This is a genomic window from Pseudomonas sp. BF-R-30, assembly GCF_019956175.1.
Taxonomy (GTDB): Bacteria; Pseudomonadota; Gammaproteobacteria; order Pseudomonadales; family Pseudomonadaceae; genus Aquipseudomonas; species Aquipseudomonas jessenii.
Map to the genome: position 1 here is coordinate 258636 of NZ_JAHBDE010000055.1, position 11633 is coordinate 270268.

The 11633-nt window shown below is 59.3% G+C and carries 13 protein-coding genes; 7 read left to right on the plus strand and 6 right to left on the minus strand.

The window, feature by feature from the left end; all coding sequences use genetic code 11:
- Window positions 1–39 precede the first annotated feature (39 nt).
- From KGB20_RS24005 to norR, 4 genes are all read right to left on the minus strand, one after another.
- Entirely contained in the window at window positions 40–366 is a 327-nt protein-coding gene (locus tag KGB20_RS24005; protein WP_150815344.1) for a hypothetical protein, read from the minus strand.
- Between the two features lie 139 nt (window positions 367–505).
- Window positions 506–964 carry a GNAT family N-acetyltransferase gene (locus tag KGB20_RS24010; protein ID WP_174245533.1) on the minus strand — a complete coding sequence of 153 codons (459 nt, stop codon included), beginning with the start codon at window positions 962–964 and terminating at the stop codon, window positions 506–508.
- Window positions 965–991: 27 nt separating this feature from the next.
- The gene (locus KGB20_RS24015) at window positions 992–1894 is read right to left on the minus strand and encodes a chemotaxis protein CheV (RefSeq protein WP_150815168.1); all 903 of its coding nucleotides are present in this window, start codon (window positions 1892–1894) and stop codon (window positions 992–994) included.
- 196 nt (window positions 1895–2090) lie between these two features.
- Window positions 2091–3641, minus strand: a complete 1551-nt coding sequence (norR, locus tag KGB20_RS24020; protein ID WP_150815167.1) for a nitric oxide reductase transcriptional regulator NorR — start codon at window positions 3639–3641, stop codon at window positions 2091–2093.
- Window positions 3642–3797: 156 nt separating this feature from the next.
- Between norR and hmpA the strand changes: the two genes are divergently transcribed.
- Both hmpA and KGB20_RS24030 read left to right on the plus strand, forming a co-directional pair.
- A complete protein-coding gene (gene hmpA, locus KGB20_RS24025) occupies window positions 3798–4979 on the plus strand; it encodes an NO-inducible flavohemoprotein (protein WP_150815166.1) in 1182 nt (393 codons plus the stop codon).
- Window positions 4980–5264: 285 nt separating this feature from the next.
- The gene (locus tag KGB20_RS24030; protein ID WP_102669134.1) at window positions 5265–5774 is read left to right on the plus strand and encodes a disulfide bond formation protein B; all 510 of its coding nucleotides are present in this window, start codon (window positions 5265–5267) and stop codon (window positions 5772–5774) included.
- A gap of 551 nt (window positions 5775–6325) precedes the next feature.
- Here the strand turns inward: KGB20_RS24030 and KGB20_RS24035 are convergent.
- Window positions 6326–6586 carry a hypothetical protein gene (locus tag KGB20_RS24035; RefSeq protein ID WP_102669135.1) on the minus strand — a complete coding sequence of 87 codons (261 nt, stop codon included), beginning with the start codon at window positions 6584–6586 and terminating at the stop codon, window positions 6326–6328.
- A gap of 27 nt (window positions 6587–6613) precedes the next feature.
- Here KGB20_RS24035 and cyoA point away from each other — a divergent pair, with 27 nt between their 5' ends.
- From cyoA to cyoE, 5 genes are read left to right on the plus strand one after another with little or no spacing between them, the layout of a single operon-like run.
- On the plus strand, window positions 6614–7558 hold the full coding sequence (cyoA, locus tag KGB20_RS24040) for a ubiquinol oxidase subunit II (protein WP_057716359.1): 945 nt from the start codon (window positions 6614–6616) through the stop codon (window positions 7556–7558).
- A gap of 3 nt (window positions 7559–7561) precedes the next feature.
- Entirely contained in the window at window positions 7562–9592 is a 2031-nt protein-coding gene (cyoB, locus tag KGB20_RS24045) for a cytochrome o ubiquinol oxidase subunit I (protein WP_015093557.1), read from the plus strand.
- Between the two features lie 3 nt (window positions 9593–9595).
- Window positions 9596–10216 carry a cytochrome o ubiquinol oxidase subunit III gene (locus KGB20_RS24050; RefSeq protein WP_030128695.1) on the plus strand — a complete coding sequence of 207 codons (621 nt, stop codon included), beginning with the start codon at window positions 9596–9598 and terminating at the stop codon, window positions 10214–10216.
- Window positions 10217–10558 carry a cytochrome o ubiquinol oxidase subunit IV gene (gene cyoD / locus KGB20_RS24055; protein ID WP_090453161.1) on the plus strand — a complete coding sequence of 114 codons (342 nt, stop codon included), beginning with the start codon at window positions 10217–10219 and terminating at the stop codon, window positions 10556–10558.
- Between the two features lie 11 nt (window positions 10559–10569).
- Entirely contained in the window at window positions 10570–11457 is an 888-nt protein-coding gene (cyoE, locus tag KGB20_RS24060; RefSeq protein WP_057716357.1) for a heme o synthase, read from the plus strand.
- Here cyoE and KGB20_RS24065 read toward each other — a convergent pair.
- On the minus strand, window positions 11454–11633 hold a 180-nt coding region (locus KGB20_RS24065), incomplete at its 5' end, for a hypothetical protein (protein ID WP_223473837.1). The two genes, cyoE and KGB20_RS24065, sit on opposite strands and share 4 nt — an antisense overlap.

Consider the following 11633-nt stretch of genomic DNA (forward strand, 5'->3'; position numbering starts at 1 on the left):
CCGCCGCAAAGGCCGCTGTCGAAGCAAATTATGCGCCACTCAGTGTGCCTTGCCGGCCGGGCGGATGGAGTCCCATTCGGTGACGTATGCGGTTTTGCTCTTTTTGTTGTACAGGCACAACTCGGTGCCTTGTGCGCCTTTCATGTGCTTTTGCGGGTACTGGCCCTGAAGCAGGAGCGCGGTGTAGCCGACCCGGTCATCGAACTGCGCGGCGTTGCCGACCGGTTTGCTGTCCTTCAGGCCGCTGGCCTTGGTGCAACTGGTGAGTACGGCTTTGTCGTAGGTGGCCCAGGCGTCGGGGCTGGAGGCGTGGGCCTGGGAGGTGAGGGCGGTGAGGCAGAATAGAATCAGGGGCGCAGCTTTCATGGTTCAGGCTTCCTTGGGCTCAGTGACCAAGGCAGGAGTATGCCTGAAAGCTAGATGGAGACTTTGCTGGCCTCTTCGCGAGCAAGCCCACCCCTTCAAGTCTAAGCATACAAGCGAGCCTGCTCGCGATGGCGGTGTGTCAGAGCGGAACCGGCTCCCGGCGAACCGCGCGCATCCCGACGCTTTCATACAAGCGCCGCGCCCGAAGGTTGTCTTCACGTACCTTCAGGTCCACGAAACCTTCATGCCGCTGCTGGAACATCTTGAACGCCTGCAACAACAGCGCACGCCCCAACCCCCGACCCTGAAACCGCGGGTGCACCACCAGGTTCTTGATATAGGCACTGGTCCAGCACTGGCAAACGCCGACCACTTCCTCGGCATCCAGGGCAATGAAGCACAGGGCCGGGTCATATTCCGGATCGGTTTCGAACTGCCGTTGCCACATGTCCAGCGCGGCTACGCGACCACCGCCGTCGAGATAACCGAACTCCATCAACCGGTGCACGGCGGCGCCCAGTTCGGGGCGGTATTCGCTCAGTTGCAGGCCGGTTGGCCAATCAGGGGGCGGCACGACGACAGAGAGGTCACGCCGCATCAGCCAGCAGAATTCTTCGGTCAACACTCAATAACCCTGTTCGGCGACAGCCTTGGCCGCGGTGATCAGACACTGGGTCAATTCCGGCGAAGAAAACTTGGTCAGCACAGCGTTCGCCCCCGCCAGTCGTGCTTTCTCGGCGTTCATCGCACTGTCCAGCGAGGTGTGCAGCAGCACATAAAGATGCGCGAAATCCGGGGTTTCCCGCAAGGTGCGGGTGAAGGCGTAACCGTCCATCTCCGACATCTCGATGTCCGAGACGATCAGGTTGATCTGCTGCGCGGTGCCTTGCAGGTCCAGCAGGCAGTCGATGGCTTCCTTGGCGCTGCGGGCCGTATGGCACTGCAGGCCGAGGTTACGCAGGGTGTGCACCGATTGCTGCAAGGCGACCTGGCTGTCATCGACCACCAGGATGCGCGCGTTGCCGAGCAGTTCGGCGTCTTCCATGCTCAGTTCGGTCGGCGCCATTTCGATTTGTGCCGGGGCGATGCCATGGATGACTTTTTCGATGTCCAGCACTTGTACCAGGGTGCCATCGACCGACGTCACGCCAGTGATGTAGGCACGCGAACCACCGGAGCCGAAGGGCGGCGGGCGGATGTCGGTGGTCAGGCAATGGACGATCTTGCTCACGGCCTGTACGTGCAGGCCCTGCTTGGAGCGGCTGACGTCGGTGACGATCAGGCAGCCGCCGTTCGGGTCTTCCAGCGGACGCTCGCCAATGGCTCGGCTGAGGTCGATCACCGACAGCGAGGCACCGCGCAGGGTGGCGATGCCTTTGACGTGGGGATGTGACTCCGGCAGCCTGGTCAGCGGCGGGCAGGGAATGATTTCACTGACCTTGAGCAGGTTGATCGCCATCAGCTTGCCGCTGCGCAAGGTAAACAGCAGAAGCGAAAGTGAGTCTGCGCGGGCTTTGGTGGAGGACATATAAACCTTCTCTGGAAAAAGGTGACGGGCAATCCAGGGATCGCCAATGACTTCGATGCCGGGTTATCGACTTGTTTGGGGCAGGCTTTAACAATTGCGGTGAACAGTAAGACGCCATCGCGAGCAAGCTCGCCCCCACATTAGATCGTCGTCGTTCACTCATCCTGTGGGAGCGAGCTTGCTCGCGATGGGGTCATCACTTCATGCCGAGCCTTTTGGCCATCCGCCCCAGATTCGCCCGATCCAAGCCTAGCTCACGGGCCGCGCTTGCCCAGTTGTTGTTGTGCCGCTCCAGGCAGGCACCGATCAACTGGCGCTGATAGTTTTCGGTCGCCTCGCGCAAATCACCTGCTACCAACGCCACAGCGGCGATGGCGGGTTGCTCGGCAGCGGTTTCAACGCTGGCGCTGGGCAAGTCGAGGTCGGCTGCGCTCAAGCTGAGAATCTTTGGCCGCTCCTTGCAATTGCCCAGGGCTTTCAAGGCGCTGCGGCCGATCAAATGTTCAAGCTCGCGCACATTGCCGGGCCAGTCGTAGGCCAATAACGCGGCCTGGGCGTCGCTGTTCAGGCGCAGGCTGTTGAGTCCCATGCGCGAGCGGTTCTGCTCCAGGAAGTAACCGCTGAGCAGCAGCACATCGCGCCCGCGATCGCGCAGGGCCGGCACCAGCAGCGGATACACGCTGAGGCGATGGTAGAAGTCGGCGCGGTAACGGCCGCTGCGTACTTCTTCGGCGAGGTCGCGGTTGGTCGCCGCGATCAGGCGCACGTCGACCTGATGCTCCTGGTCCGAACCCAGTCGCTGCAGTTGACCGCTTTGCAGCACCCGCAGCAACTTGGCCTGCACGGTCAGCGACAACTCGCCGACTTCATCAAGGAACAGCGTGCCGCCATTGGCCAGTTCGAACTTGCCACGGCGGTCGTTCATCGCCCCGGTGAAGGCGCCGCGAACATGGCCGAACAACTCGCTTTCCACCAGGGTGTCGGGCAGCGCGGCGCAGTTGAGGCTGATGATCGGTTTGTCGGCGCGGGGCGAGGCGGCATGGATGGCTTGGGCCACCAACTCCTTGCCGACCCCGGTTTCGCCGGTGATCAACACGGTCAGGTCGCTGCCGCCCACCAGGCTTATTTCTTCGACCAGGCGCTTGTGGGCCTTGCTCTGGCCAATCATCTCGCGATTCTGCTGGCCGCTGGCCTGGCGGTAGACCTCGGCGCGCTGATGCTCATCTTCGACCCGGTTGTTCAACCGCTCGATGCGCTCGGCGGCGTTGACCGTAGCGGCCGCGAGGCTGGCGAAGGCTTGCAGGGCATCCAGTTCGATCGGTTCGAAGCGCTCCGGGTCGAGGGCATCGAGGGTCAGCAGGCCCCATGGGCGCTCGTCGATGAACAACGGGCAACCCATGCAGTCGTGGACTTCCAGATGATCATCCAGGCCATCGACCAAGCCGTCATAGGGGTCAGGCAAGTCGCTGTCGGCAGCGAACCGGGTCGGGCCGGGGCCGCTGAGCAGCGCTTCGAAACGCGGGTGCTCGCTGACCTTGAAGCGCCGGCCGAGGGTGTCGGTACTCAAGCCGTCGACGGCCAGCGGCACCAGCCATTCACCATCAAGACGCAGCAGGGCGGCGGCGTCGCACGGGAGCAGGGCGCGCATGGCTTCCAGCAGGCGTCGATAACGTTCGCCCTCGGGCAGTTCGCGGGACAGGTCGGCGACCAGGGGCAGCAGAGCAGTGAGCAGGGGTTTTGCAGTCATAGTGACTCCGTGTAGTCGGTATGACTATAAATCAGGCAGTGTCTAAATGACTATTTAGTTATCAAGTTATTGATTTATAACGATTAAATAGTTGGCACGAAAGCTGATAAGCATAGGGTAGTCCGTTAGCAACCCAAGAAGACCAGGAGTCACCTTATGCTGAGCGCTCAAGACCGTGCCATCGTCAAATCCACCGTGCCGCTGCTCGAAAGCGGTGGTGAGGCGCTGATCACGCACTTCTACCGCATGATGCTCTCCGAATACCCGGAAGTCCGCCCGCTGTTCAACCAGGCCCACCAGGCCAGCGGTGATCAGCCGCGTGCCCTGGCCAACGGCGTATTGATGTATGCGCGCCATATCGACCAACTCGACCAGTTGGGCGACCTGGTGGCCAAGATCATCAACAAGCACGTGGCCCTGCAGATCTTGCCGGAACACTATCCGATTGTCGGCAGCTGCCTGCTGCGGGCCATCGCCGAAGTATTGGGCGAAGAGATCGCCACTCCTGAAGTGATCGCGGCCTGGGGCGCGGCCTACGGTCAACTGGCGGACATCCTGATCGGTGCCGAAACCAGCATCTACGACCAGAAGGAACAGGCACCGGGCGGTTGGCGCGGGGCGCGGGAATTCATCGTGGCAGACAAGGTCGAGGAGAGCGCCGAGATCACTTCGTTCTACTTCGAACCCGCGGACAAAGGCCCGATCCTGCTGGCAGAACCCGGCCAGTACATCGGCATGAAACTGATCCTCGACGGTGAAGAGATCCGTCGTAACTACTCGCTGTCGGCGCTGGCAAACAAAGGCCAGTACCGCATCAGCGTCAAGCGCGAGGCCGGTGGCCGCGCTTCCAACTTCCTGCACGACCAGTTGCATGTCGGCGCCAGCATCCAGTTGTTCCCGCCATCGGGCGAGTTCGTCCTGACCGCCAGCGACAAGCCACTGGTACTGATCAGCGGTGGCGTGGGCATCACCCCGACCCTGGCGATGCTCGAAGCGGCGCTGGAAACCCGGCGGCCGGTGCATTTCATCCACTGCGCGCGCAACGGCAGCGTCCATGCCTTCCGCGACTGGATCGATGGCCTGGCTGAGCGTCATCCGCAACTCAAACGCTTTTACTGCTATTCCGAGGACGACGGCGTGAGCCCGGCGGCGCACAAGATGGGGTTGTTGAGCCAGCAGCAGTTGCATCAATGGCTGCCGCAAGAGCGCGATCTGGATGCCTATTTCCTGGGGCCAAAAGGCTTCATGGTCGCGATCAAACGCCACCTCAAGGCATTGGGTGTACCGGAGAAGCAAAGCCGTTATGAGTTCTTCGGGCCGGCGGCGGCGCTGGAGTAAGGGGTTGCGGCGGCTCGGGGGACCGAGTCGCCTGCTTCGCGAGCAAGTCGGATCGCCGCACCGCCGCTCCCACATTGGTCCGTGTCGTTCACAGATCCAATGTGGGAGCGGGCTTGCTCGCGAATGCCACACCTCGGTCCTGAACTGAAAAAAGTCAGAAAGTTAATCCCTTCTTAACCGCCTTATCGTCTATTCCCCCCGAATCCCCCTCACATGCTCCAGACTCTCAAAGGTCCGGGCCAGCGTGTAGACTGACGGGCAATCGAAATATTGAAGGGAAACGCAATGAGCGATGAATCCATGCGGTTGGGGCGTGAACGGCGCTACCTGGTGTTTTTGGGCATCATTTGCCTGGCGCTGATCGGCGGCGCGCTGTACATGCAAATTGTTCTGGGCGAGGCCCCTTGCCCGCTGTGCATCCTGCAACGTTACGCGTTGCTGCTGATCGCGATCTTTGCCTTCATCGGCGCGGCCATGCGCGGCCGTCGCAGCATCACGGTGTTTGAAACCCTGGTGGTGATCTGTGCAGTGGCAGGTGCAGGCGTTGCCGGGCATCACGTCTATACGCAGTTCTATCCGGCGGTCAGCTGCGGCATCGATGTGCTGCAACCGATTGTCGATGACTTGCCGCTGGCGAAGATCTTCCCGCTGGGTTTCCAGGTCGATGGTTTCTGCTCCACGCCATACCCGCCGATCCTTGGTCTGTCGCTGGCACAGTGGGCGCTGGTTGCCTTCGTGCTGATTGTGGTGCTGGTGCCGTTGCTCACCTCGCGTAACCGCAAAGCGCTGCGCTGAGGTCAACTGCCGCCTCCCATTGTCGGACAAAAAAGCCCCGGTCCTCGAAGAGAGGGCCGGGGCTTTTTTTGTCTTGCAGAGCACATTTCAGAGGCTGGGTAAAAAGACTGTGACGGGTGGCAATCAAGGGTGCGACAAGTGTGCGACATGTTGTCACAGAGCGAGTGCCGCAGGGCGTTCGAGAAGGCCGGATTGGTACATGGAAACGTAACGAAATTGGCTTGTTTTGCAGGCTTCCGGTTTTTTCCATTGAGGGCACGAACAGGCAGTTTTAACAGGCTCTGGCGAATGGCCAGAGACCCCGTCATATCGGGCCTTGGGCAAGGTCAAGGGCCGAGAAGAGGGACACGATACTGTCTGAACCGTGGGTGGAAGACCTACTTATTTTGGTGTTTTTGTTGAGAATTAATTTCGATAAGATGCGCCACTTTTGCGAAAACGGTTAATGATTGTTGCCGGTTCGGATAAAAATTATTTCGGGATGAGACATGGTTTATAGAACGTTACATATCTACAATCGCCCGCACTGAATTCCCGGCACTGCTCAAATCTTAACCAGGGGTGAGCAGAAACAGGGTGTCGAGAGGTCTGGTGGCTTCATGCGATTCCCAGGTGTCGGAGCCTCCAACTACCCGCACCAAATGGAATTGGTCTGTAACAAGGCCTTTGACCACGTATTCGAATAAGAACTCACCGCAGGCCCGGGATTTGTCGTACAGCGTCTGACGCACGACGGGCATGCCCTTATTCAATCCAAGAAAAATGCCAACCCTTGGCAGGGTGAAGTGTTGGCGATCAAAACCCAACTGCATTGCGCAAGCTGCTTTAGAGGTCGTGAGATGAGTAAAAACAGGTACCCCAGACTACTAGGCTTATTGCCGCTGATCGGCACGTTGCTGCTGTCAGGCTGCAACATGACCTTGCTCAATCCCAAGGGCCAGGTTGGTCTGGATGAGCGAAACCTGATCATCACCGCAACGCTGCTGATGCTGTTGGTCGTCGTTCCGGTCATCATCATGACCTTCCTGTTCGCCTGGAAATACCGCGCGTCCAACACCAACGCTACCTACACCCCGAAATGGAACCACTCCACCAAGATCGAGATCGCGGTGTGGGCTGTTCCAGTGCTGATCATCATTGCCCTGGGTTACGTCACCTACAAGTCGACCCACGCCCTTGACCCGTACAAGCCGCTGGAATCCGACGTCAAGCCTGTGACCATCGAAGTGGTCGCGCTGGACTGGAAGTGGCTGTTCATCTACCCGGAACAAGGCATCGCCACGGTCAACAAGATCGTGTTCCCGGCGCACACCCCGATCAACTTCAAGATCACTTCCGACGCCGTGATGAACTCGTTCTTCATCCCTGCGCTGGGCGGCCAGATCTACGCGATGGCGGGCATGCAGACCAAGCTGCACCTGATCGCCAACGAGAACGCCGAGATGGACGGTATCTCCGCCAACTACAGCGGCGCGGGTTTCACCGGTATGAAATTCAAAGCGATCGCAACTTCCCAGGAAGATTTCGACGCCTGGGTAAGTGAAGTCAAAAAGGCGCCTAAGCAGCTTGAACAAGCTGAATACGCAGCCCTTGCCAAGCAAAGCCAGAACAACCCAGTCGAGCTCTACTCCTCGGTGACGCCGAACCTGTTCCAGACCATCGTCGACAAGTACGAAGGCATGAAACCGGGTCCGAAAGTGAAGCACGAGAAAGAAGAGAAAGAAGTGGCCGCTACGCAAGGAATGGACATGAACTCGCATTCAGCTGCCGGGGCAGAGGAGTAAACGATGTTTGGTAAATTAAGTTGGGAAGCAGTCCCGTTCCACGAGCCGATCGTAATGGTGACCATCGCCATGATCGCGCTCGGTGGTCTGGCGCTGTTCGCTGCAATCACCTACTTCAAGAAGTGGACCTACCTGTGGACCGAGTGGCTGACGTCGGTCGACCACAAGAAAATCGGCGTGATGTACATCATCGTCGCCATGGTCATGCTGCTGCGCGGCTTTGCCGACGCCATCATGATGCGTACCCAGCTGGCCATGGCCACCGAGGGTTCGCCTGGCTACCTGCCACCTGAACACTATGACCAGATCTTCACCGCCCACGGTGTGATCATGATCATCTTCATGGCGATGCCATTCTTCACCGGCCTGATGAACCTTGCAGTGCCGCTGCAGATCGGCGCGCGTGACGTTGCCTACCCGTTCCTGAACTCCCTGAGCTTCTGGCTGCTGGTTTCCGGCGTGGTGCTGATCAACCTGTCCCTGGGCGTCGGCGAATTCGCCAAGACCGGCTGGGTTGCCTATCCGCCGCTGTCGGGTCTGCAATACAGCCCTGGCGTGGGGATGGATTACTACATCTGGGCGCTACAGCTATCCGGCCTGGGTACGACGCTGACGGGGGTCAACTTCCTGGCCACCGTGCTGAAAATGCGTACCCCTGGCATGAAGCTGATGGACATGCCGATCTTCACCTGGACCTGCACCTGGGCCAACGTCCTGATCGTGGCCTCGTTCCCGATCCTGACCGCTACCCTGGCACTGCTGACGCTTGACCGTTACATGGATTTCCACATTTTCACCAATGAACTTGGTGGCAATCCGATGATGTACGTGAACCTGTTCTGGGCATGGGGTCACCCTGAGGTGTACATCCTGATCCTGCCAGCGTTCGGTATCTTCTCCGAAGTCATCTCGACCTTCACCGGCAAGAAACTGTTCGGCCACCACTCGATGGTCTACGCATCGGGCGCGATCTCGATCCTGGGCTTCATGGTTTGGCTGCACCACTTCTTCACCATGGGTTCGGGTGCCAGCGTCAACGCCTTCTTCGGTCTGGCGACGATGCTGATTTCCATCCCGACGGGTGTGAAGCTGTTCAACTGGCTGTTCACCATCTACCAGGGCCGTCTGCGTTTCACCAGCCAGGTTCTGTGGACCCTGGGCTTCATGGTGACCTTCGCCATCGGCGGCATGACCGGCGTACTGCTGGCCATCCCGGGTGCTGACTTCGTTCTGCACAACAGCCTGTTCGTGATCGCGCACTTCCATAACGTGATCATCGGCGGTGCGGTATTCGGTTACATCGCAGGTTTCGCGTTCTACTTCCCTAAAGCGTTCGGCTTCAAGCTGCACGAAGGCTGGGGCAAGGCAGCGTTCTGGTTCTGGATCTCGGGCTTCTTCGTCGCGTTCATGCCGCTCTACGCGCTGGGCTTCATGGGCATGACCCGTCGTCTGAACGCCACCACCAACCCTGAGTGGGTGCCGTACCTGTACGTCGCCATGTTCGGTGCGGTGATGATCGCCGTGGGTATCGCTTGCCAGCTGATCCAGCTGTACGTCAGCGTGCGTGACCGCAACAAGCCGGAAAACATGTGCGAACACGGCGACCCGTGGAATGCCCACACCCTGGAATGGTCGACCTCGTCGCCACCACCGTTCTACAACTTTGCCGTGCTGCCGAAAGCCGACTGCATCGACCCGTTCACCGAAGCCAAGGAAAACGGCACCGCGTACAAGGCCCCGGCCAAGTACCAGCCGATCCACATGCCTAACAACACCGCCACCGGTGTGGTCATGGGCGCGCTGTTGACGGTGTTCGGTTTCGCGATGATCTGGCACATCTGGTGGCTGGCAATCGCTAGCCTGGCCGGCACCGTGATCTACTTCGTGATCCACGCGGCCCGTGATGATCAAGGCTATATGGTGCCGGTCGACGTGATCGAGCGCATCGAAGCCGAGCAGCACAAGCGCCTGGTAGCGGCAGGGAAAATCCCGGCCACCGCCACCCGTGTTGAAACCTCGTTGGAACAGGCTTAAACCATGTCGAATTTAGTGACCAATGTTGGACACGCCCATGGTGACCATGGGCACGATGACCACCACGACTCGGGCGAGATGACCGTATACGGTTTCTGGCTCTACCTGATGACCGACTGCATTCTGTTTGCGTCGATCTTCGCTGTGTACGCGGTACTGGTTAACAACGTAGCGGGTGGTCCGTCGGGCCACGACATCTTCGAACTGCCATACGTGCTGGGCGAAACCGCTCTGCTGTTGTTCAGTTCGATCACCTACGGCTTCGCCATGCTGGCGTTCTACCGGGGCAACAAGAAGCAGGTCCTGGGCTGGTTGGCCATGACCTTCCTGTTCGGCCTGGGCTTCATCGGCATGGAGATCAACGAGTTCCACATCTTGATCTCCGAAGGCTACGGCCCTAGCCGTTCCGGCTTCCTGTCCGGGTTCTTCACCCTGGTCGGTACCCACGGTCTGCACGTGACCAGCGGTCTGATCTGGATGGCGATCATGATGTATCAGGTCAACAAGCATGGCCTGACCTCGACCAACAAGACTCGCCTGAGCTGCCTGAGCCTGTTCTGGCACTTCCTGGACGTCGTCTGGATCTGCGTATTCACCGTTGTTTATCTGATGGGGACTATGTAAATGGCTAACCCAGCTCATTCCCACCATGGCCACGACGACGCCGGTCACGGCAGCTACAAGTCGTACGTCATCGGCTTCATCCTGTCGGTGATCCTGACCGCCATTCCATTCGGTCTGGTGATGTACCCGACACTGCCGAAGTCGATCACCCTGTTGATCGTCCTGGCGTTCGCGATCGTCCAGGTGCTGGTGCACCTGGTGTACTTCCTGCACCTGGACCGTTCGGCCGCGCAGCGAAACAACGTGATTGCGTTTGTCTTCGCCGCGATCGTGATTGTCCTGCTGGTTGGCCTGTCGCTGTGGATCATGTTCAGCATCCACACGTTCATGATGGCGAAGTGAGGTAAGTCCGCATGTCCCTCAAGCACTTTATCCAAATCACCAAACCGGGGATCATTTTCGGTAACGTGCTTTCTGTGGCAGGCGGATTTTTCCTGGCCTCCAAAGGGCATGTCGATCTGGCCATCTTCCTGGCCGCCATGATCGGCACGTCCCTGGTGGTTGCCTCCGGTTGCGTGTTCAACAACTGCATCGACCGCGACATCGACCTGAAGATGGAACGCACCAAGAACCGGGTGCTGGTCCAGGGCTTGATCTCCCTGAAACTGGCCCTGATCTACGCGACCGTCCTGGGTGTCGCCGGCGTTGCGCTGTTGTACAAGGTGGCCAACCCGTTGGCCGCACTGTTCGCAGTCATCGGCTTCGTGATCTACGTCGGCTTCTACAGCCTGTACCTCAAGCGCAAGTCGGTTCACGGCACGCTGGTGGGCAGTCTGTCGGGCGCCATGCCGCCGGTGATTGGCTACGTCGCAGTCAGCAACACCTTCGACATGGCCGCGCTGACCCTGCTGGTGATGTTCAGCTTGTGGCAGATGCCGCATTCCTACGCCATCGCGATCTTCCGCTTCAACGATTACCTGGCCGCATCGATTCCGGTGCTGCCGGTGAAGCGCGGCATCCAGGTGGCCAAGAAGCACATCCTGCTCTACATCCTGGCGTTCCTCGTGGCGACCTTGATGCTGACCTTCAGCGGCTACGCCGGCATGAGCTACCTCGCCGTCGCCGCGGCCATGGGCATGTACTGGCTGTACATGGCCTGGACCGGCTACAAGGCAGTGGATGACACGGTCTGGGCACGCAAGCTGTTCGTGTTCTCGATCTTCACCATTACCGCGTTGAGCGTGATGATGTCCCTGGACTTCAAAGTGCCGGCGGAGTTGTTGCTGACGTACGCGCCTTAAGGTTTAGATGCTGTAACGAAAAGCCCCGCCTTCGAGAGAAGAGCGGGGCTTAATGAGATGGTCAGCCTGACCGAGAAGCCCTGCAGGTTTACGCTTGCAGGGCTTTTCTCGTTTTCGGCGGAGGATCTCTCATGAACACGATGACGCTTCTCGGTATCGACATTGGCAAACACAGT

Coding starts and splice junctions, on each gene's coding strand:
- KGB20_RS24005 (WP_150815344.1), bottom strand. CDS start 366: ATGAAAGCTGCGCCCCTGATTCTATTCTGCCTCACCGCCCTCACCTCC.
- KGB20_RS24015 (WP_150815168.1), bottom strand. CDS start 1,894: ATGTCCTCCACCAAAGCCCGCGCAGACTCACTTTCGCTTCTGCTGTTT.
- KGB20_RS24050 (WP_030128695.1), top strand. CDS start 9,596: ATGTCGAATTTAGTGACCAATGTTGGACACGCCCATGGTGACCATGGG.
- cyoA (WP_057716359.1), top strand. CDS start 6,614: ATGAGTAAAAACAGGTACCCCAGACTACTAGGCTTATTGCCGCTGATC.
- cyoD (WP_090453161.1), top strand. CDS start 10,217: ATGGCTAACCCAGCTCATTCCCACCATGGCCACGACGACGCCGGTCAC.
- KGB20_RS24010 (WP_174245533.1), bottom strand. CDS start 964: ATGCGGCGTGACCTCTCTGTCGTCGTGCCGCCCCCTGATTGGCCAACC.
- hmpA (WP_150815166.1), top strand. CDS start 3,798: ATGCTGAGCGCTCAAGACCGTGCCATCGTCAAATCCACCGTGCCGCTG.
- KGB20_RS24030 (WP_102669134.1), top strand. CDS start 5,265: ATGAGCGATGAATCCATGCGGTTGGGGCGTGAACGGCGCTACCTGGTG.
- norR (WP_150815167.1), bottom strand. CDS start 3,641: ATGACTGCAAAACCCCTGCTCACTGCTCTGCTGCCCCTGGTCGCCGAC.
- KGB20_RS24035 (WP_102669135.1), bottom strand. CDS start 6,586: ATGCAGTTGGGTTTTGATCGCCAACACTTCACCCTGCCAAGGGTTGGC.
- cyoE (WP_057716357.1), top strand. CDS start 10,570: ATGTCCCTCAAGCACTTTATCCAAATCACCAAACCGGGGATCATTTTC.
- cyoB (WP_015093557.1), top strand. CDS start 7,562: ATGTTTGGTAAATTAAGTTGGGAAGCAGTCCCGTTCCACGAGCCGATC.